Origin of the sequence: Prevotella sp. S7 MS 2 (genome assembly GCF_000762865.1) — a bacterium.
Lineage (GTDB): Bacteria > Bacteroidota > Bacteroidia > Bacteroidales > Bacteroidaceae > Prevotella.
Genome location: NZ_JRPT01000019.1, coordinates 30,919 through 50,744 on the forward strand (window position 1 = coordinate 30,919; position 19,826 = coordinate 50,744).

General features: G+C 42.7%; 19 protein-coding genes. All 19 read right to left on the bottom strand.

Annotated features, from left to right (window positions below):
* Positions 1-9: 9 nt before the first annotated feature.
* A complete protein-coding gene (locus HMPREF0671_RS04415) occupies positions 10-1,179 on the bottom strand; it encodes an exo-beta-N-acetylmuramidase NamZ domain-containing protein (protein WP_036897135.1) in 1,170 nt (389 codons plus the stop codon).
* Positions 1,180-1,527: 348 nt separating this feature from the next.
* Positions 1,528-1,824 (bottom strand): glutaredoxin, encoded by a 297-nt coding sequence (locus HMPREF0671_RS04420; protein ID WP_036897226.1) that lies wholly within the window; start codon positions 1,822-1,824, stop codon positions 1,528-1,530.
* A 17-nt stretch (positions 1,825-1,841) separates the two neighbouring features.
* Positions 1,842-2,075: a YecH family metal-binding protein gene (locus HMPREF0671_RS04425; RefSeq protein WP_036897139.1), complete on the bottom strand. Its 234-nt coding sequence runs from the start codon at positions 2,073-2,075 to the stop codon at positions 1,842-1,844.
* A gap of 22 nt (positions 2,076-2,097) precedes the next feature.
* Positions 2,098-2,472 carry a hypothetical protein gene (locus tag HMPREF0671_RS04430; protein ID WP_036897142.1) on the bottom strand — a complete coding sequence of 125 codons (375 nt, stop codon included), beginning with the start codon at positions 2,470-2,472 and terminating at the stop codon, positions 2,098-2,100.
* A 65-nt stretch (positions 2,473-2,537) separates the two neighbouring features.
* Positions 2,538-3,674: an alpha/beta hydrolase gene (locus tag HMPREF0671_RS04435; RefSeq protein WP_052052832.1), complete on the bottom strand. Its 1,137-nt coding sequence runs from the start codon at positions 3,672-3,674 to the stop codon at positions 2,538-2,540.
* Between the two features lie 339 nt (positions 3,675-4,013).
* On the bottom strand, positions 4,014-5,468 hold the full coding sequence (locus HMPREF0671_RS04440; RefSeq protein ID WP_036897144.1) for an NADH-quinone oxidoreductase subunit N: 1,455 nt from the start codon (positions 5,466-5,468) through the stop codon (positions 4,014-4,016).
* 18 nt (positions 5,469-5,486) lie between these two features.
* Positions 5,487-6,971, bottom strand: a complete 1,485-nt coding sequence (locus HMPREF0671_RS04445; RefSeq protein WP_036897147.1) for a NuoM family protein — start codon at positions 6,969-6,971, stop codon at positions 5,487-5,489.
* A gap of 17 nt (positions 6,972-6,988) precedes the next feature.
* Complete coding sequence (gene nuoL, locus HMPREF0671_RS04450; protein WP_036897148.1) at positions 6,989-8,959, bottom strand: NADH-quinone oxidoreductase subunit L; 1,971 nt, start codon at positions 8,957-8,959, stop codon at positions 6,989-6,991.
* A gap of 7 nt (positions 8,960-8,966) precedes the next feature.
* Positions 8,967-9,275: an NADH-quinone oxidoreductase subunit NuoK gene (nuoK, locus tag HMPREF0671_RS04455; protein ID WP_036897151.1), complete on the bottom strand. Its 309-nt coding sequence runs from the start codon at positions 9,273-9,275 to the stop codon at positions 8,967-8,969.
* Positions 9,272-9,793 (bottom strand): NADH-quinone oxidoreductase subunit J, encoded by a 522-nt coding sequence (locus HMPREF0671_RS04460; protein ID WP_036897154.1) that lies wholly within the window; start codon positions 9,791-9,793, stop codon positions 9,272-9,274. The genes nuoK and HMPREF0671_RS04460 overlap by 4 nt, the downstream gene beginning before the upstream one ends.
* Before the next feature lie 13 nt (positions 9,794-9,806).
* A complete protein-coding gene (locus HMPREF0671_RS04465; RefSeq protein WP_036897156.1) occupies positions 9,807-10,343 on the bottom strand; it encodes an NADH-quinone oxidoreductase subunit I in 537 nt (178 codons plus the stop codon).
* A 17-nt stretch (positions 10,344-10,360) separates the two neighbouring features.
* The gene (nuoH, locus tag HMPREF0671_RS04470) at positions 10,361-11,446 is read right to left on the bottom strand and encodes an NADH-quinone oxidoreductase subunit NuoH (RefSeq protein WP_036897158.1); all 1,086 of its coding nucleotides are present in this window, start codon (positions 11,444-11,446) and stop codon (positions 10,361-10,363) included.
* Between the two features lie 42 nt (positions 11,447-11,488).
* On the bottom strand, positions 11,489-13,063 hold the full coding sequence (locus tag HMPREF0671_RS04475; RefSeq protein WP_036897161.1) for an NADH-quinone oxidoreductase subunit D: 1,575 nt from the start codon (positions 13,061-13,063) through the stop codon (positions 11,489-11,491).
* A 14-nt stretch (positions 13,064-13,077) separates the two neighbouring features.
* A complete protein-coding gene (locus HMPREF0671_RS04480) occupies positions 13,078-13,908 on the bottom strand; it encodes an NADH-quinone oxidoreductase subunit B (RefSeq protein ID WP_036897163.1) in 831 nt (276 codons plus the stop codon).
* The gene (locus tag HMPREF0671_RS04485) at positions 13,899-14,249 is read right to left on the bottom strand and encodes an NADH-quinone oxidoreductase subunit A (protein WP_036897165.1); all 351 of its coding nucleotides are present in this window, start codon (positions 14,247-14,249) and stop codon (positions 13,899-13,901) included. Before HMPREF0671_RS04485 ends, HMPREF0671_RS04480 begins: the two co-directional genes overlap by 10 nt.
* Before the next feature lie 439 nt (positions 14,250-14,688).
* Complete coding sequence (locus HMPREF0671_RS04490; RefSeq protein WP_052052834.1) at positions 14,689-15,759, bottom strand: penicillin-binding transpeptidase domain-containing protein; 1,071 nt, start codon at positions 15,757-15,759, stop codon at positions 14,689-14,691.
* Positions 15,760-16,014: 255 nt separating this feature from the next.
* Entirely contained in the window at positions 16,015-17,193 is a 1,179-nt protein-coding gene (locus HMPREF0671_RS04495) for an AGE family epimerase/isomerase (protein ID WP_036897167.1), read from the bottom strand.
* Positions 17,194-17,197: 4 nt separating this feature from the next.
* Positions 17,198-18,598: an MFS transporter gene (locus HMPREF0671_RS04500; RefSeq protein ID WP_036897170.1), complete on the bottom strand. Its 1,401-nt coding sequence runs from the start codon at positions 18,596-18,598 to the stop codon at positions 17,198-17,200.
* Positions 18,599-18,639: 41 nt separating this feature from the next.
* Positions 18,640-19,815, bottom strand: coding sequence for a glycosidase (locus tag HMPREF0671_RS04505; RefSeq protein WP_036897173.1), 1,176 nt, complete (start codon positions 19,813-19,815; stop codon positions 18,640-18,642).
* Between the last annotated feature and the right edge of the window lie 11 nt (positions 19,816-19,826).

Here is a 19,826-nt window from a genome sequence, read left to right on the forward strand (position 1 = left end):
TCTAGGGGGTTATTCCGGATAGAGTAAATAAGGTTTACGCTGTATCTTAAATTTCTTCACATCATTCTTCCAACGTGCTTTGATAGACTTTGCGTTGTGCCCACTCTCTATCATTTTGCGTACATAGCCTACACCGATGAGCTTTTCAAAAAATGGAGTGAAGAACTTATCACCGATACCTATCTTCCGATAAGCATCTATCACATAAGACAAATCAAGGCCATTCTTCCATATATCCTCATTTGGAATCATTGTTAAATTCACTCCATGACACTGTTCATTCAGCAATGGAGGGTTCTTAGCTCCGGATATACTACGCGGTATAAAGTCGTATGTTCCACCTTTCAACAAAGGATGACCATAAATTTGAAATGGCTTATCGGTACCACGACCCAAGCTAGCAACCGTCCCTTCAAAGTAACAAGTAGAAGGATACAGATATATTGACTTCATATTAGGTAAATTGGGTGATGGTGGAACAGGTAAATCATAATGCGACTGATGAGTATAATTCTTACAAGCTACCACCTGTAAAGGACACTTCCGGCCTTTACTGAGCCATCCTTCGCCATTAATCATCAATGCCAATTCGGCTAAAGTCATACCATGTACCACAGGAATAGGCAATGCGCCTACCCCCGACTTATACTTCATGTCAAGCAACGGGCCATCTACATAAAAGCCATTGGGATTAGGTCTATCCAGTATCACAACCGGTATACGTCGCTCAGCACATACATCCATCAACTTATACATAGATATATAATAGGTGTAGAAACGTAGTCCTACATCTTGAATATCCACTAATAAAATATCGGTTTTGTTTAATAACGCTTCATCGGGCTTTCCCCCTTCTCCCTTATAAAGCGAATAGATCTGCACACCAGTCTCTTCATCTATCGAGTTACCAACCGTTTCTCCAGCATCGGCCTTACCACGAAATCCATGTTCGGGTGAGAATACGCCTACTACATTAAAATGATGAGCCAACAATACATCTATTAGATGGCGTCCTTTAACCAAACCGGTATGATTGGAGAAAAGGGCTACCCGTTTATTCTTCAACAGTGGAAAGTAGGATTCTGTTTGTTCATCACCGCACATGATACCACTAGCCTGCGCTTGACAAACCATCACCAAGCAAAAAAGTGCACATATCACTAATAATTGTTTTTTCATGTCTAAGGTGGCTAGATTGTTCTTGAAGGTTTTAAATGATGCAGCGACTCCATATTTTGTTTCCCCTACATCCCTTCCTATTATTAAGAAGACGGTACAAGCGAGCAAAACGAGAGTTCGTTCTCATATTTTCTGACCGTAATCTGTCTTATGCAAAGATAGTTTAGTTTTTAGAATTAGATACAGAAAGTTTGAGTTTTTTCAATATTTTGGTATTTTTTAAGTTGCAACGATAATCTATTGGTATCACTTACGTGCTCATCGAAGAATGAAATTAAAAAAGTTCTATGGTTAAGAATACTCTAAAACACCTTAACCATAGAACTTATATAAGCCACAATAGTATCTTCAACACCCTGTCCCATCAATATTGCATGAGGCACCATGACTTGCTCCTAGTGTAATACCAGCCTCTTCGGGTGAAAGCGTCACCCTACCATCTTCCAACACGAAGCAGGGAATTCCGGCATAACCATACTTACGAGCATCGTCGAAAACAGGATTATTGTCACGCAAGCGTAGGAATTCTTTCAGGTAACTCACATGTGCCCCTATATCAACTGTCTGATAACGGCTATCCCCTTCTATCTGTTCATAGACCGCTACACAGTCCGGACACGATTTCATACCATATATCTTAATCATATACTGGTCCTTGAAATTCAATGATTACAAATCTTAGATGCATCTACAGTAAACCCTTCCTGCTTAGAAGGCATAAACTTACCACGCTCTTCCAAGAAGTCTACCAATTCTTCAGCATCCATTCCATCTACCGAACAAGTATGAAAACGTTCTTCCGTACCAAACTTCTCGATGATAGCCTTCACCAAACTTTCCTTACTATCATAACTATTACCCTCCATCATGTGGAGGACATCGTGTCCATGTGCCATAATTCTATTGTTTAATTGTTGATTATTTATTGGGTTGACTGCTTTCCCATTCCTGCCATTCTTTCATAGCTTCCTGCCAATCTGTAGCCTCGCCCAGCTCTACAGCCTGCTTGATACGAGCAGCTTCGTCACGTGCCTTATCACGAGCACGCTTCTCTTTCATGTCGGCAATGGTCTTATCGTCTAATATCTCTATTGTACCACGCCGAATAGCATCCTGCAATTCTTCCTCTCCAAAAGCTTTACCGGGCTCATTGAAGTCAGAGATATTAAACTCGAATTCCACTCTCAGATCGTGTCGAATCATCTTTTGCTTAAACCGATTACTTTCATTCTTGAGATGCAGCAGACGAGCTATTTGCTTAATTTCTTGTTGTGAGAATTTAGTTCTACCCATACATTTTTCTTTTTATAATAGCAATTCGTGTGCCAAAAGGATAATTATAGAAGTGATAACTTCAATTATCGCAAATCCAATCTCACTTGTGCCGGAAAAGCGAATCGAGGATCATTGCGCTCTTTCAGTGTTGCTTCGAGCGTCGCACGCGAACGCTTCAACTTTCCTTTAAACACTTTCTTACCACGATACAACACCGTCACCTTCTCATCCAAGTTGACCAGTTCATCGTTCAAACTCAATGTTAGCTGTTTATAATTACACTCTGTGATATTGATAACATTTCCTTCTACCGACAAGCGGATAGTTTTACCACGCAACATCTCGCGCTTGGGAATTGTTATCCAATAGAACGATGGCCGGCGCACCTCTTCTTGCTGCCACACGATTTTCTTTGGATAAGGATTACGCTGATACTGTGCCATCCAATCAACGGCAACGGTATCTACACGTTGCATCCAGTGTCCCATCCCTTTTACGATATGTGTTTCGTGGATATAACCTTCAGGATCAGCCTGCTGTAATGAGTCCATCTGCACACCACGCTGCTCATCTAACTTGTTACGATCATAAGCAGCGTCATCTGCTCCACACCATATCATAAATGGAGTATTACGCAAATTCAACAATGAAACATCACCGGGATGACCAGCCATCATCGAAGCTGCAGCCCAAGTATCGGCCATACGCGGTGCCATGCGCCACACTCCATCTCCTCCTGCCGAATATCCCATAATGTAAACCTTATCGGGATTTACGTCTTCAAAGACTATTCCCATTTGAATAAGAGCCTCATAGAATTGATCTAACATAGGTCGACACCACATATTCCACAAATTATAAGGAGCACGAGGTACTAAATACACACTGTTCTTAGGTGCATAGAGGCGTTTCTGATTCTCATACTGCTGATCATTGACAGCTGCCGGTGCCGTACCGCCACCATGCAATGAGATATACAGACTATAACCGTCTTTCGGCTTCTCACCATATATTTTCACCCAAAACGGCATTTTCAATGTGTCAATACGTACACACTTGTCATTCCATGTTTGCCGATAACGCGCACGAACATCAGCTTTCCATTGTTCCACCAACTCTTGCTTGACAGCAATAGCCTGTTCTTTAGACAACTTCTCTTCGGCATGTAGACCACCTACAAGCCAAAGACAAACAAACAATAATAAATAATTTCTTTTCATGATTCAGGGTTGTGATATTTGTACAAAGGTACTAATTTACACTTAAAACACCAATACCAACAGCTCAAACTTATCTACTGGTGAAGTCGTTAACTTATTTACTAGAGACTGCAACATTTCGGCAATCTTACTGCCAAGCCCAAACAGCATTACTGCAAGGGCCAGCCAACAGCACTGTTACGGCTTTGCAGGCTGCAAATTGGCCTATTGATAAATTGACAAACAAACAAGCTAGGAGTTAGAAATAAGGTTTTTGCCCATTACGAGTAGTATACATAGCAAATAAAAAAGCGTTTAAGTCAGACGACCTAAACGCTTTTTAAATATGAAGAAGGAATTTTACATGGCTTTAGATGCCATATCAATCCAATCGAAGACAAATGAGCAAACGCCGAAAGCAACAATACCAAGCGTACAAAGAGCCAATGCCAACTTGGTATTGAGATTGCTTTGGAATGTTGGCAACGGTGTATCGTTGTGACGAATGAACATGGCCTTGACAATAAGCAGATAGTAGTACAACGACACTACGGTATTAATCAAAGCTATGAACAATACAATGTAAGCCCAAGTACCAACAGTAGTGTCAATACTCATACCCTTAACGGCTGCCATAAAGACAAAGAACTTACTGAACATACCCGCAAATGGAGGAATACCACCAAGCGAGAACAAAGCCAAAGTCATCAAGAAAGCCAACTTGGGGTTGGTCTTGTAAAGACCATTGTAGCTATCCATCTCTACAGTTCCGTTGTTATGCTCTTCGATAGTGCTGATAATAGTGAATACACTCATATTAGCTACCACGTAAATCAAAACATAGAAGCTGAGTGTAGCCACGCTCAATGCAGAGTTACCCACGATGGCCAGCACGATATAACCGGCCTGTGAGATAGAGCTAAACGCCATGAAACGCTTCAAATTGCTCTGACGAAGTGCAAACAAGTTGGCGATGGTAATAGACAATACCACAACTATATAGAGCAAATACTGCCAATATTCCGCCATAGGAGCAAACACTTTCATCAAGATAGCGCACAATGTAAACGCAGCAGCACCTTTACTTACGACAGAAAGATAGCCTGTAACGGTGGTTGGCGCACCCTGATAAGTGTCGGCAGTCCAAAAGTGGAAAGGCACAAGACTAATCTTAAAACCAAGTCCACTGAAGAAGAATACTAATCCCATAATGGTCAACGGAGTAGCTGTAATTCTTGTTGCTACATCGTCAAAGTACAATGTACCGACAGCACCATAGAGGAATGAGATACCATACAACATCACACCACTGGAGAAAGTTGCTGTCAGAATGAACTTAGCACCTGCTTCGGCAGAGTCGTGGCGATATTTATCAAGTGCAACAAGACAAGCCATAGGCACTGAAGCCATCTCTAATCCAAGGAAGAACAAAAGGAAATGGTTGGCACTTACCATCATATTCATACCCAACAATGTTGAAAGCACCAATACATAGAACTCGCCTTCTTTGAAAGATGTGTCAGGACGGCTCATCCATTCCTTTGACTGAATAAGTACAATCAATGTACCAAAGGCCAAAATAGTCTTGATAATGCCGATAGAAGTATTCGTGTAATACATGCCACCAAAAGCTGTCGTAGCTTCTGTAGGACCGATATTGAATAACAAATGAGCCAACAACAGTACACATACCAACGGATTGAACCACTTACGGTCTGTGGAACTTGCACTCCAGAAATCGGCAATAAAAGTAATAACCAAGGCTACTGTCAACGTAACCTCTGGAATCATATTTAAAAATTGACTATAATTCATCTCTTTATTAATTCTAGATTATCCGATAATGTTCTGAAGAATTGTACCCACTGCATCTGAAATGGTATTGCCGACCCAAAGTGGGAACATACCTAATCCTGCAACACAGGCAATCAAACCAATAACAGCTACACGCTCATCCCAAGAGGCATCGTGCAATTTCTCGAACTCTGGGTTGGGCACTTTCTGATAAAGAATCTTACCAACAACACGCAGAATGTAGACTGCTGTAATCACAATAGACGTACAAGCAATGATGGTGCATACGCGACGGAACATGTCAGCATTCTGGAAAGAGCCTACAAAGATGGTCATTTCGGCAACGAATCCAGAGAAACCGGGCAGACCTAAGTTGGCCAAACCGGCAATGACATAAGCCACTGAAAGGAATGGGATAACTTTCATCAAACCACCTAGGTAACGTACATCACGTGTTCCGGCACGGTGGTAAATCATACCGATAACGGCAAAGAACAATGCTGTCATCAAACCGTGGGATAACATTTGGAGAATAGCACCTGTACAAGCAGTCTGAGTCATCATCAATAGAGCGAATAATACAAGTCCACAGTGAGACACAGAAGAATATGCGTTGATATACTTCAAGTCGGTCTGTACACAAGCAGAGAGCGCACCATAGACAACAGAGCAGGTTGTGAGAATCAAGAATATCCATGATAACTCCTGAGCAGCCTCAGGTAGCAAGTACATAGCAATACGGAAACATCCGTAACCACCAAGTTTCATCAACACACCGGCGTGCAACATAGATACAGCTGAAGGCGCACTGGCGTGACCGTCGGGGCTCCATGTGTGGAATGGGAACATGGCTCCAAGCACTCCAAAGCCGATAAAAATGAATGGGAAGAATACTTTCTGAACCTCAACAGGGATATTGTGCAGAGCTGCTATCTGCGTTACCTCCATGGTTGTTGCACCACTAAAGTAATAAATACCGAGGATACCGATAATCAACAAAGCCGAACCACCCATCAACATCAGAGTAAGCTTCATGGCAGCATACTCCTTTGGACCTGTTCCCCACACACCAATCAAGAGGTACATAGGAATCAAGGCCACCTCATAGAACATGAACATGGTGAACATATCGGTAGAGATGAAGAAGCCAAACACACCGATACTCAACAGAGTAAACCACAAGAAATACTCTTTCATCATGGGTTGCATACGCCAAGAAGCAAATGTTCCGGTCCAAACAATGATGGCACTCAAGAGTATCATCACTACGGAGATTCCATCAACACCCACACTATAAGCTATATTCAAAGGCTTAAACCAAGGGATACTAGCCGTAAAGAGCATTGCATCGGTATTGCCTGCATGACGCATCTGAACAAAAGTAACAGTAAGCCAAACCGCTAATACAAGAATAGCTGACGCACCTGCTACCATCACACCACGTACTTGATTATCATTGCGGGCAATCCAAAGACCCAACAACATCAGTACGGGAATAACTACGAATAAAGTTAATATACTCATCTTTCTATCTTTTCAAATTAAAGAATGCAAAGTAAGATCAACGTAAGCGCTACACTACCCGTCAAGAACCAAATAGCATACTGGCGTACATCGCCACTCTGCCACGGACGAATAGTCTCTCCAGCCTCTTGAGCACCCCAAGCCATGAAGTTGAATGTACCATCAATGACTTGACGGTCGAACCAAGCAATAGGTTTAGAGATACAGTTGAAGATGACTTTATGGGTAACAAACTGCCAAGCATCATCTATATAGAAACGGTTGAGAGCTGCCTTATGGAGTGTAGGCAACTTCTTAGCCAGCATATCTGCCAAAGGTTGCTTCTTAGGAGCATACATATAAGTAGCCAAACCAATTCCTAGCAATGCAACAACAATGCTTGTAGCTGCCACCTGCATATTGATATGGATGTCATAACTCTCTCCTGTAGCTGACACGAAATGCCCAAATGGAATCAAGCCGGCTACACATGAAACCACTGCAAGGAATACCAATGGAATCCACATAACCGCCGGAACCTCCTGAGGACGGCGACGATGCTCGGGATCTAGTTCATAATAGCTCTGTCCCCAGAATATAACATAGTATAAACGGAACATATAGAACGCAGTCATACCGGCTACCAACGTCATAAAGTAGCCCATCCAAGGACTGAATTGCATACAAGCCGTAATGATTTCATCCTTAGAGAAGAAGCCGGCAAATGGTGGAATACCGCTGATAGCCAAGCATCCGATCAAGAAACAAGCATTTGTAATAGGCATATACTTGTGCAAACCTCCCATATACTCTTTGAAGTTGCTGCCAATAATCACAATGATAGCACCTGAACAAAGGAAGAGTAACGCCTTAAACATGGCATGAGTAAACAAGTGGAACATACCGGCCATATAACCCAAGCCACCTTCATGGTTGTCCAAAGCTGTACAAACACCTAAAGCTACAAGCATATAAGCAATCTGGGAAATCGTAGAGAAAGCCAAACCACGCTTAATATCCCGTTGGCAACATGCAACAGCTGCAGCATAGAATGCTGTAAAAGCTGCGATATATGCTATCCAATGAAGTTGCTCTATAGCCCCAAACTGAACGTAAATGGGGAACATACTTGCAACTTGATAGACACCGGCAACCACCATGGTAGCTGCATGAATCAACGCAGATACAGGAGTTGGACCCTCCATAGCATCCGGAAGCCAAATATGTAATGGGAACATGGCACTCTTACCGGCACCACCGATAAACATCAAGAACAAAGCCCAAGGCAATACCCAACTATACTCTACGGCTACCTGAGATAACTTTGAACCTAATTCGGGATTAGCATGAAGGTCGTAATTGAATGTTCCAACATAGTAACTGAAGAACAAGATACCGATAAGGAAGAACAAATCGGCAAAACGTGTTACAATAAATGCCTTCTTACTAGCGTGCACTGCCTCGTGTTTGGGATAGTAGAAACCAATCAAAAGGTAAGAACATACACCCACCAACTCCCAGAACATATACATCTGGAAGATGTTTGTAGCTACTACCAACCCCAACATAGACATGGTAAAGAGGCTCAAATAGGCATAGAAACGTTGGAAACCTTTCTCGTAACCTTCCTTTTCGTAATGCTCATCTCTTTCTGCCATGTAGCCGAAAGAGTAGATATGAACCATAAAACTGACTGTAGTAATCACTATCAACATCATCACACTGATTGGCGACAAGCGGAAACCAATGTTAAAAGTCAATAGTTCTGTAAACTTCAACCAAGTCAAATTAAAGACGGTTACAGTAGGATAAAGACCTGTAGCAGCCTCGCGACCTACCGCGAAGAAGTATTCGTATGCCGTAAAACAAGACATAGCAAACACCAAGCCCATCATACAGGTACCTATCAAACCGGCAACCTTCTCTTTCATCTTCATTCCCGCAAGTCCAAGAAGCAAGAAGCTTAGGAATGGGAGAAGAAGTATTAAAAATGAATAACTATATTCCATTGTCTTTTTAGAATTTCATATTTTCAATACTGTTCACCTGATCACTCTTGTAATTACGGTAAACATTGATGATTATTGCCAAAGCAACGGCTGACTCAGCAGCACTCACACCGATGGAAAACAGCGTAAAGAAAAAGCCTTCCAACTGTCCGGGGAACAAGATACGATTGAATACTGCGAAGTTAATATCCACCGCATTCAGTACCAACTCGACGGAAATGAGCATAGCAACCAAGTTGCGACGGGTAACAAAACCAAATACTCCAATGAAGAACAACAATGTGCTCAAGATAAAATAAGCCGATACGGGTATCATTTGTTTTCCTCCTTTCGTGCTATCATAATTCCACCAATAATACAAGCCAGCAAGAACACAGAGATAAACTCAAATGGTAATACATATTGGAACTTATCTGCTCCAAGCAAACTATTACCAATCTGTGCCATTGGAACTTCAGTATCTGCTACTTGAGTAGCTGCATTAATAAACTCATTCTTGAGAAGAATCACTGCTACAGTAGCCAAACCGATGAGCGAAACCAATACTCCACTCAGCACACGGCTACCTTTAAAACGTTCTACCAAACCTTGCAGGGCCTGCTTCGATACCAACTGGATAGCGAAGATATACATCATCGTGATACCACCGGCATAGATAGAAATCTGCGCAGCACCCAAGAATGTATAGTCAAGCAGGAAATATATGCCTGCAACACCGAACAACACGAACAACAGGAAAGTAGCAACTCGCATAATTCTTTTTGTCATTACACACATCACAGCTGAGCAAATGATGACTACAGCTAGGATGCAAAATACAACTAAATTTGCCATATTCGTTACTTACCTATTTTGTTTTAGTATTGAACTTACCTATTTCGAATGGAGCACCACCATCAATCAATTGAGGCAGACTGCCACCCTTATATACTTCTTTATCTAGATGCAACACGAGTTTATCACGGTCGAAAACACTGTTTTCAAAGTCATTGGTAAACTCGATAGCATCAAAATTACAAGCATTGACGCAAAGCTCGCAGAACATACAGTCTCCAAGATCGTACTGATAGTCTATCAATTGACGCTTCTTTCTACCGGTTTCCTCATTGGTCACCATTTCAGAAGTGATCTTAATAGTATCATTCGGACAAGCTTTCTCACACATCAAGCAAGCAACACACTTATAAGCTTGATTCTCATCGCGCTTAAACACCAAGCGACCACGATGGCGTGGGCTCACGTGCAGTGTCGTCTTGCGGTTCTCAGGATACTGCTCTGTCGTCTTAGGAATAAAGTATTCTTTCAAAGTTACCCTCAAACCGGTAACCAAAGTCTTTAATCCATCGGCAATACCCCAGAAATATGATTTTTCATTATTTGCCATTTCTATACCTTATTTATTTAACCTACCAAGCCAAATGCTACACATAAAGTCATTAATACGAGATTGAGCAATGACAATGGCATGAGATATTTCCATTCAAGCTTCAATATTTGGTCGACACGCAGACGTGGGAATGTCCAACGAATCCACATCAATAGCCATACGACTACGAATGTCTTACCGAAGAACCACACGAATCCGGGAATCAAATTCATCAAATTATCGAAACCTTCAATGCCGATATTCAGGGGTGCCCAACCGCCTAAGAAGACTGTTGCAGCAACACCTGAGATAACAAACAGATTCAAATATTCTGCCAAATAGTAGAAACCAAATCCCATACCTGAATACTCAGTATGATAACCGGCAGTCAACTCGCTCTCAGCCTCAGCCAAGTCGAACGGGCCACGGTTTGCTTCCGCATTGCCGGCAATCAAGAATACCAAGAAAGCAATGATGGCTGGGATATGTCCTTTGATGATAAGCCAGTTCCAAGGACCAGTCTGTTCTGCCACAATACCGCTGATTTGCATCGTTCCGGTAAGTGCAACTGCTGCTATCAAGCATAGTCCTAACGATATTTCATAGGAAATCATCTGAACAGCTCCACGCATAGCAGAGACTACAGAGTACTTATTATTACTACCCCAACCGGCTATAAAGATACCCAACACGCCTATTGAAGAAACGGCGGTAAGCAAGAATATGCCGACATTGAAGTCAAGAATGACTGCACCATTATTCCAAGGGAGGAACGAGAAAGTCGTCACCGAAGCAATAATAACGAGGAACGGAGCTATGCAATAAAGAAGCTTATCAGCCTTATCAATGATGAAAATTTCCTTTATCAACATCTTCACAACGTCAGCAAATACTTGGAATATACCCCACGGACCTACACGAACCGGCCCGATACGGCATTGGAAGTATGCACAAACCTTGCGTTCCATAAATATAAGTATAATGGCAATGACGGCATATGCTGTCAATATCAATACACCGACGATCACACATTCTATCAATATAGACAAGAAATCTCCTAGACCAAGAGTCTGGCGGAGAAGATTGTCAAACCATGTTGTAACTATACTAAAATCAAACATAATTATTCGTTGTTTTTATTCTATCATTCTTTGAAATTAGTATTATCTGTCCAAATCGGGAATAACGAAGTCGACAGCAGCACCCGTTGCCACGAGATCGGCTATCTTCTGCCCCTTCAACATCTTGTCGAAAGCGCCTACAATATTCAATCCCATCGGACGCATCTTCACTCTATACGGACTTTTATCGCCACGGCTATCAAGATAAACACCGAATTCGCCGGCTCCACCTTCAACAGAGAAGAACCATTGACCTTCCGGAACCTTGATTACCGGCTTTTGTTTGATATAGTATTCTCCCTCAGGTATGTTGTCTATCAACTGTTCGATGATGTCCAAACTCTGATAGAGTTCTTGAATATGAATCATATATCGATCCATAGAGTCGCCATTAGTAGCAACGATATCGTTCCACTTCACCTTGTCATACAAAGCATATGGATGGTTCTTACGCACATCGTTGTGCCAGCCCGAAGCTCTACCGGCAGGACCCGTCACACCATAATTAATACAATTAGGCATATCCATAACGCCCACACCTTCCAAACGTTGATGTGTAATCACATTATCCCCGAATACGTCAAGATACTCTTGAATCATCGGACGGAGATACTTACACAACTTCTTCGTATTCTCAACGAAGTTCGGATCGATATCGGCTTGTAATCCACCTATTCTATAATAGTTCTGTATCAGGCGTCCACCAGTGGTCTCTTCCATCACATTAAGCACCTGTTCACGGTCGCGCATACAATAAAGGAATGCTGTCAACGCACTCAAGTCTTGTGCACATGTACCGAGGAACAACAAGTGGTTATCGATACGCTGCAACTCGTCCATGATGGTACGGATGTACAGTATACGGTCGCTCAATTCTATACCCATAGCTTCTTCTATCACGCCAACCAAGGCATGACGATGATGCATAGCACACAGATAGTTAAGACGATCGGTTAATGCAAGTGTTTGTGGATAGGTCATATCCTCCATCATCTTCTCAATACCACGATGGATATATCCCAAATGTGGATAAACATGCTTGATAGTCTCACCATCTACGACCGTCTGCAAACGAAGCACACCATGCGTAGAAGGGTGGTTAGGACCAAAGTTCATCACGAAATCGTTCTCATCAAAAAGACGATGCTTGGTCTCAACCAATTCACCATTGGCATTTAAATTCCATTCTGAAGTCCAGTCAGATTCAGGCTCGTCGGTCATAGGGAACTGGTTAGCATCCGGACTCATATCAAAATCCTTACGGAGAGGATACCCTTGGAAATCGTTGCGCAAGAAAAGGCGACGCATATCCGGATGTCCCAAGAACTTGATACCAAGGAAATCGAAGACCTCACGCTCCAACAAATCGCTGCTGGCCCATACATGATAGAGCGAAGGAATGACATACTCCTCACCCACTTGCTTTGCCAACTGCTTTACACTGATGCGTTCATGACTCTCTGTATTCTCCAAAATATAGATACAGCCAAGTCCTCCTTCGCCTCCAAAATCTTCACCTATGATTGTAACGAGGTAATCGAAATGTTTTTCATCTTTCAGTTTCGTCATCTCCGCAAGGAAACTATCGAAGCCAATTTCTTTATTTTCTAATTTCATATTGCTCGCTTACCTTATTTATTATTAGTTTCAGTAGAAGGCGACTCAGTTGCAGGAGCTGCGGGAGTAGCAGGAGTTACAGGGGTATTTTCTGCCTTTACAGCATTCTGCTCCAATGTATCAAGTTCCTTGCCTAATTCTTCTATTTTCTCCTGAGCAGGCGTTTCCGTCACAATGATAGGACGATTGTTGCCCAACTTGTCGGCACTGAAATTCTCATTACTCAAACCACGAAGTCCACCAAGCTTCAAACTCTCAGCTTTCTCTTCGCTGTTCATCTTGTGGTTAGCACCACCAAAGAATTTCTCTACTTTAATCTTACGCTGCAACTGCATCATGCCATAGATGATAGCTTCGGGACGTGGAGGGCAACCGGGGATGTATACATCCACTGGCACCAGCTCGTCTATACCGCGAACCACACTATAGCTCTTCTTAAACGGACCACCACTGATGGTACATCCCCCCACAGCTACCACATACTTAGGTTCTGCCATCTCGTCATAAAGACGCTTGAACACCGGAGCCATCTTGTTGGTAATCGTTCCGGCACACATGATTAGGTCGGCTTGACGGGGCGAGTTACGTGTAACCTCCCATCCGAAACGAGCCATATCGTAACGAGAACAACCGATAGACATGAACTCGATACCACAGCAAGAGGTACCAAAGGTTAACGACCAAGGTGAGTTTGAGCGTCCCCAGTTGATGGCTGCGTCGAGCGAACCCAACACTACGTTGGCTCCACCTTCGTTCAGTTCTTCAGCAATACGCTCTAGTGAGTCATTGTCCTTAAAGTCATCGTAAGGAAAACTCTTGATAGATGCTCTTTTTCTTACTTCCATTCCAACGCTCCTTTCCGCCAAGCATAAGCCAAGCCAAACACTAGTACTACAAGGAAGAAGCCGATGCTAACAAGAGCCATCGGTCCAAACTGTTTTACAACAACTGCCCAAGGATATAGGAACACGGTCTCAATGTCGAACACCAAGAAAAGGATTGCAAAGAGATAGTACCCAATATGGTTTGGCAACCACGACGACCCACGGGTCGGAATACCACACTCAAATGCTTCACCTTTGACCGGATTGTACGAACGCGGACCGATAAGCTTGGCTATGACGTATGCTGCCACCACCAAAACTACAGCCGTTATCAAAACGGTAACAAATAAAGTAAAATACATAAAGAATTTATAACGTTATTATATGATGCTTCCAAAGCGAGCCCAAAGGTACTAAGTTTTAGCCTACAATTACGCTATATTAACACAAAAAATCATAAATTCAAACAAAAAGTCATGTCGAGATAGCAAAAAAGAGGGGTTAGATACCTAGTCTTAATGAACACGTCGAGCGCTTCATAGCTTCCATTTCAGCCCCAAATCTAGACTCCTTACCAACTTGTTTGCACGTTTATCATCAAACTGCAAAGCCTAGGCAACATTACTGTCTAGCCCATGCAGTAATGCTGAAAAGCCTATACAGCAATGCTGCGAAACCGGTGCAGTAATTTAGTTAACAAGTAAACAGGTTGACAAGTAGACAAGAACATCTAGAAGTTAACAAGTAAACGAGTAGACAAGTGGGCAAAGATGGGAGATAATATAGAAATACTAAACACAATTATTTGCCCATATACTTCTTGATCATGGCTGAAGCTATGGGCACAGCGACGTCTGCTCCCATCCCTCCATGCTCTATAAACACACAGATTGCAATCTTAGGCTGAGTCGCAGGAGCAAAGCCTATGAATACCGAATGGTCTTCACCAGCATTCTCTACCGTCCCCGTCTTACCGCAAATGGCATACGCTTTGGTGTTCATACTTTTACAGGTACCATGCATCACGGCCATTCTCATACCCGTAATCACAGTCCGATAAGCTGCCTGTGTAGCCATGGTTACATGTGGAGTATAATATTTTACAGGGTCAGCCTTCACCGAACTGCGATGTAGGTAAGGCGTGAAATAATGGCCTCGATTAGCTATAGTCACCGCCAAATTGCAAAGTTGGAGAGGTGTAACAAGTATAAGTCCCTGCCCCATACCGAAATATAGCACTTGACGTTCGTTCCATTTCTTGCCATAGCGTTTCGTTAAGAATTCGGCATTAGGTATCAACCCACCGGCTTCTCCATGTACATCGACTCCTAATGTATGCCCCAACCCATAGCTTTGCATGTAATCATTCCATACATCCACGGCTCGTCCATAAGTCTCATAGCGTATCGTATCAGCCACCATATCCATAAACGATTCGCAAAACCATGTGTTACAAGAATGAGACAAAGCATCTACAAGATTGAGTGAAGGACTATGAGGATGGCAACCTACGTGTGTCCCCTGCTTCCAAAAGCCTTTCTTGCAAGGATAAGTAGTTTGAGGAGTCACCTCTTCTTCCGACAATAGCGTCAGTGCTTGGGCAGTCTTGATAGTCGACCCCGGTGAATATATGCCCGTGATGGCGCGGTTGATCTTACTGGAATCCAAAGAATTACTAACCAATGCCAAGATTTCTCCTGTTTCAGGACGAATAGCTACAATGCTTCCTTGCTTCCCTTCCAAGAGTTGATGTCCCAATTCTTGAAGTGCAGGTATAGTGGTTAAGTCGCTTGTTTTCGTATGCTCGATTTCAGCCTTTACCATAATGGTAACTAACAATAGTAAAGACAATGTCAAGATAACCCTCTTCATGACTGCAAAATTAGCCAAAACAAAGGTAATGGCAAAGGCTTCAAACAAAAAACTCTCACTTTTGGTGAGAGTCGTGTGTAGTTTTGTTTTTAGAAATCTGTCATTTAATCTTTCAAGAGTTGCCAGTAGGTCGCCTCCAACTAGCTATATAGGCGACCACTAGCCAACTCTATTACTGTTAATTTGTTTCTAGTAGTTCCTTCATCCTCCCGGATTCAAGAAATAAGCAATCTAATATTTACCATGAGTTACTATCTACATGCGCTCCATTAATTCCAAGCACATGCGACTATTGTGGTATGGACACTTCCATAACCCTATCTTGTCATCCTCTAAATTCAAAGTTCCATCATCTAGCATCGCCCAATGCCATTCGCCAATCTTCCAGTCTATGAGGTTCTTTTGAACGTATGCCCAACATCTCACAGCCACACCTAGCGCCTCTTCATCACCAAAATGTTGGTATAGATTCACATGACCGACGATGTTTTCGCACTGAACCCACCATTGGCGTTGCCTGTCTTCACGGCCGGAATCTAGCCAACGTTCGTACAACATACTACCATCGGCCTGCAAACCTTCATCGGCTGCATCGGCAATACGACGAACCAAGGGGCCAATAGTGCGCAACAAAGCTTTATCTCCCAAAACAAGTGCAGACTCATGAAGTAACCATGAAGCCTCAATGTCATGACCAAAGCTTTGAATATTGCGCTCGCTCTCCCACTCATCATTAAAAAACAAGTCAAGATGCCAAGTCTTATGATTGAGTATTCTGCCTGTAAATATGGTCAGCAAATTGCGAATACGCTGCTCCAATCCGGCATCTTTCCATACCCGATAGAGATTCGTATAAGGTTCTATGATGTGGAGATGCGTGTTCATCGTACGACTTCCATTCTCGTCTTTATCACTCAATCGCATATCGGCAATGGGTTCCCATTCACGCGTCAAAGCCTCGATATAACCATTATTCTTGCTATCGAAAGCATGATTTTCTATGTCATGATACAACAGAATAGCCATATCAAGTGCCTGTCGATCGCCGGTAGCACGTGCATATTCGCTCAATCCATAGATGGCAAAGCCTATAGCGTAAGTCTGTTTCTTTGTATCTACCGGTTCACCATTGCAATCCACACACCAATATACGCCTCCGTATTCTTTATCTACGAAGTGCTCTAGCAAGTAATCCTTAGCATGCATGGCAGCCTTTAAGTATTCCGGCTTCTGCAAGACACGGTAAGCTGCACTGAAAGCCCATAAGATTCGAGCATGCAAAACAGCTCCCTTATCGGCATCGGCATGCAAAACATCGTGCCCATCTATTCTGCCATAAAAACCTCCACGTTCTTGATCGACAGCCTTATCAAGCCAATATTGGAGAATATTATGCTCCAATACTTCTTGCATGATTTGCTTAAATCCATTCATAGCTCTAGTCTTCTATACGGCGCACAGCCTTCAATCGTGTATTAATATCTTCAATCTTCTCCGTCGTCAAAGGGTAGAAGTAAACCACAACGAGTGATACCAATGCCACGCCGGCAGGGATAAAACTCATCAAATAACGCAGACAGTTGAGCGCAACTTCAGGTTGTGTCACGCTACCTTGGGCTAGAATAGCCGGATCTGTGACATATCCAAAGCCACCCAATAGGCATAATGCAGCCGAACCACCGATGGCTCCACCAAGCTTTTGAGCCATAGAGCTACTACTAAAGATAAGTCCTGTCGAAGCTGTTTTGAACTTCAACTCAGCATAATCACTTACATCGGCATACATACTCCATACTAATGGACTCATCACGCCGGTAAGAATAGAAATCAATACTTGGAATATCAGCATCCACCAATAACCTGTCGGACTACAAGGAATAAAGAAAAAGGTGATGCTCAAAACTATCAATAGCATATCTACCAAGATGAAAGTAGTCTTCTTCCCGATACAATTAGCAATAGGAACAGTAATAGATACCCCCAGCATATTAGACACTTCGCCCACTCCAAGGAACAATCCTCCATAAAAAGCCAACTGTATAGTGAAGAACAACAAGACAGCTTGATCACCTATAATATCCTTAAAGAAGTAGGCAACCGTAGACCCACGCACCGTATTAAACAGGTTAAAGCAGAGCGCAGCACCTATCAACAGCCACCAAGGCTTATTGTGTAGCAACGATTTTATATCCGAACCAATACTCACATTAGACACCGTCTTCAAATGTTCACGCGTGATTGCAAAGCAAAGCAAGAACAAAATAAAACATGCAACGGCAATCGAAACCATAGCCCAGAACCATCCTTGCGTGCTATCATAGCCACCGAAGAGGCGTGTCAGAGGCTCCCATGCAAACAAAGCAATAAAAGAACCGCCATAAGCAAAGAACATTCTGAAGCTGGAAAACACCGTTTTCTCGTTTGAATCATCAGTCAATACGCCCAACATAGCGCCATAAGGAACATTGATTGCAGTATAGACTGTCATCATCAAAATATAGGTAACGTAAGCCCAAATAAGCTTTGCAGCATAGTCCCAATCTGGAGTAGTGAACAGCAAGATGCCCGATATAGAGAACAGTGGGGCTACCCATAACAGATAAGGACGGTACTTTCCCCATCGCGTATTGGTGCGGTCGGCGATAATTCCCATCATAGGATCGGAGACAGCATCCCATATTCGAGTGACCAACATCAAGGTTGCAGCATCTGCCAAACGCAATCCGAAGATATTACTATAAAAAAACGGGAGATAATAGGAGAATATCTTCCAAAACATACTGGAAGACATATCTCCAAAACCATAACCAACCTTCTCTATCAACTTGCTCTTTGCCATTGTATCAAATATTATCTAAAGTTCATCCAAAAGTACTACTTTTACTTCGATGTACCCAAGTTTTGATTCTTTTCTATCAACTTTTTAATGGTCTCTACGCTATGTGTAGTGGTAAAACCATCCTCTGGCGTGTGCATACAATAATCTATCAACTTGTCGATAGTAGACACTGCCACATGCATACGAGTATCTGAAGAGGCATAATAGATATAGACCGTGCCATCAGGGTCGGCTATCCAACCATTTGAGAACACCACATTCATCACATCACCAATATATTCCTCACCTTGCGGAACAAGGAAATAACCACCCGGTTGTGCGATAACACGTGTTGGTTCATCCAATGCTGTCATGTACATATAGAGCACATAGCGAAGTCCACTAGCACATCCACGCACGCCATGAGCCAAATGCAACCATCCTTGTGGGGTCTTTATAGGATGCGGTCCTTCTCCATTCTTCACCTCCATGATGGTGTGATAGTGTCTCAAATTGATGATTTTCTCTTCTTTGATTTCCGCATGAGTAATGTCATCTACCAATGCCCAACCGATACCACCGCCTGAACCGGCATCTATAAAACCATCTTGCGGACGTGTATAAAAAGCATATTTGCCATCAACAAATTCCGGATGAAGCACCACATTACGCTGTTGACTCTTTGTTTTCAAATCAGGCAAGCGTTCCCAATGGATGAGATCTTTGGTTCGACCAATCGCTGCTGTAGCGGTAGCAGCACTCAAATCGTTCGGACAAGTATCGTCGTGCCGTTCAGCACAAAACACTCCATACACCCAACCATCCTCATGTTGTGTGAGTCTCATGTCGTATATGTTCGTCGCCGGAACCAAATCATCGGGCATCGTAACAGGAGTTGGCCAAAACTTAAAGTTGTCTATACCGTTCGGACTCTCTGCAATAGCGAAGAAGCTCTTACGGTCTGCACCCTCAACGCGAACCATCAACACGTATTTTCCATTCCATTTAATAGCACCACTGTTCATGGTTGCATTCATCATAATGCGTTGCATCAAATAAGGATTGGTCTGTTCGTCGAAATCATATCGCCACTCCAAAGGAGTATGTTCAGCTGTCAAGACTGGATATTTATATCTTGTATAAATGCCATTCCCCCACTCTTCCGGCACATTCGGGCGCTTCAAAAGTTCTTGATGATGCTGTTTCAAAAGCTCTACTTTCTCCTTAAAATTCTTCATTACGTATGTGT

Excerpts from the sequence above, each read along its gene's own strand:
- HMPREF0671_RS04415 (WP_036897135.1), bottom strand. The coding sequence starts at position 1,179 with ATGAAAAAACAATTATTAGTGATATGTGCACTTTTTTGCTTGGTGATG.
- HMPREF0671_RS04420 (WP_036897226.1), bottom strand. The coding sequence starts at position 1,824 with ATGATTAAGATATATGGTATGAAATCGTGTCCGGACTGTGTAGCGGTC.
- HMPREF0671_RS04425 (WP_036897139.1), bottom strand. The coding sequence starts at position 2,075 with ATGGCACATGGACACGATGTCCTCCACATGATGGAGGGTAATAGTTAT.
- HMPREF0671_RS04430 (WP_036897142.1), bottom strand. The coding sequence starts at position 2,472 with ATGGGTAGAACTAAATTCTCACAACAAGAAATTAAGCAAATAGCTCGT.
- HMPREF0671_RS04435 (WP_052052832.1), bottom strand. The coding sequence starts at position 3,674 with ATGAAAAGAAATTATTTATTATTGTTTGTTTGTCTTTGGCTTGTAGGT.
- HMPREF0671_RS04440 (WP_036897144.1), bottom strand. The coding sequence starts at position 5,468 with ATGAATTATAGTCAATTTTTAAATATGATTCCAGAGGTTACGTTGACA.
- HMPREF0671_RS04445 (WP_036897147.1), bottom strand. The coding sequence starts at position 6,971 with ATGAGTATATTAACTTTATTCGTAGTTATTCCCGTACTGATGTTGTTG.
- nuoL (WP_036897148.1), bottom strand. The coding sequence starts at position 8,959 with ATGGAATATAGTTATTCATTTTTAATACTTCTTCTCCCATTCCTAAGC.
- nuoK (WP_036897151.1), bottom strand. The coding sequence starts at position 9,275 with ATGATACCCGTATCGGCTTATTTTATCTTGAGCACATTGTTGTTCTTC.
- HMPREF0671_RS04460 (WP_036897154.1), bottom strand. The coding sequence starts at position 9,793 with ATGGCAAATTTAGTTGTATTTTGCATCCTAGCTGTAGTCATCATTTGC.
- HMPREF0671_RS04465 (WP_036897156.1), bottom strand. The coding sequence starts at position 10,343 with ATGGCAAATAATGAAAAATCATATTTCTGGGGTATTGCCGATGGATTA.
- nuoH (WP_036897158.1), bottom strand. The coding sequence starts at position 11,446 with ATGTTTGATTTTAGTATAGTTACAACATGGTTTGACAATCTTCTCCGC.
- HMPREF0671_RS04475 (WP_036897161.1), bottom strand. The coding sequence starts at position 13,063 with ATGAAATTAGAAAATAAAGAAATTGGCTTCGATAGTTTCCTTGCGGAG.
- HMPREF0671_RS04480 (WP_036897163.1), bottom strand. The coding sequence starts at position 13,908 with ATGGAAGTAAGAAAAAGAGCATCTATCAAGAGTTTTCCTTACGATGAC.
- HMPREF0671_RS04485 (WP_036897165.1), bottom strand. The coding sequence starts at position 14,249 with ATGTATTTTACTTTATTTGTTACCGTTTTGATAACGGCTGTAGTTTTG.
- HMPREF0671_RS04490 (WP_052052834.1), bottom strand. The coding sequence starts at position 15,759 with ATGAAGAGGGTTATCTTGACATTGTCTTTACTATTGTTAGTTACCATT.
- HMPREF0671_RS04495 (WP_036897167.1), bottom strand. The coding sequence starts at position 17,193 with ATGAATGGATTTAAGCAAATCATGCAAGAAGTATTGGAGCATAATATT.
- HMPREF0671_RS04500 (WP_036897170.1), bottom strand. The coding sequence starts at position 18,598 with ATGGCAAAGAGCAAGTTGATAGAGAAGGTTGGTTATGGTTTTGGAGAT.
- HMPREF0671_RS04505 (WP_036897173.1), bottom strand. The coding sequence starts at position 19,815 with ATGAAGAATTTTAAGGAGAAAGTAGAGCTTTTGAAACAGCATCATCAA.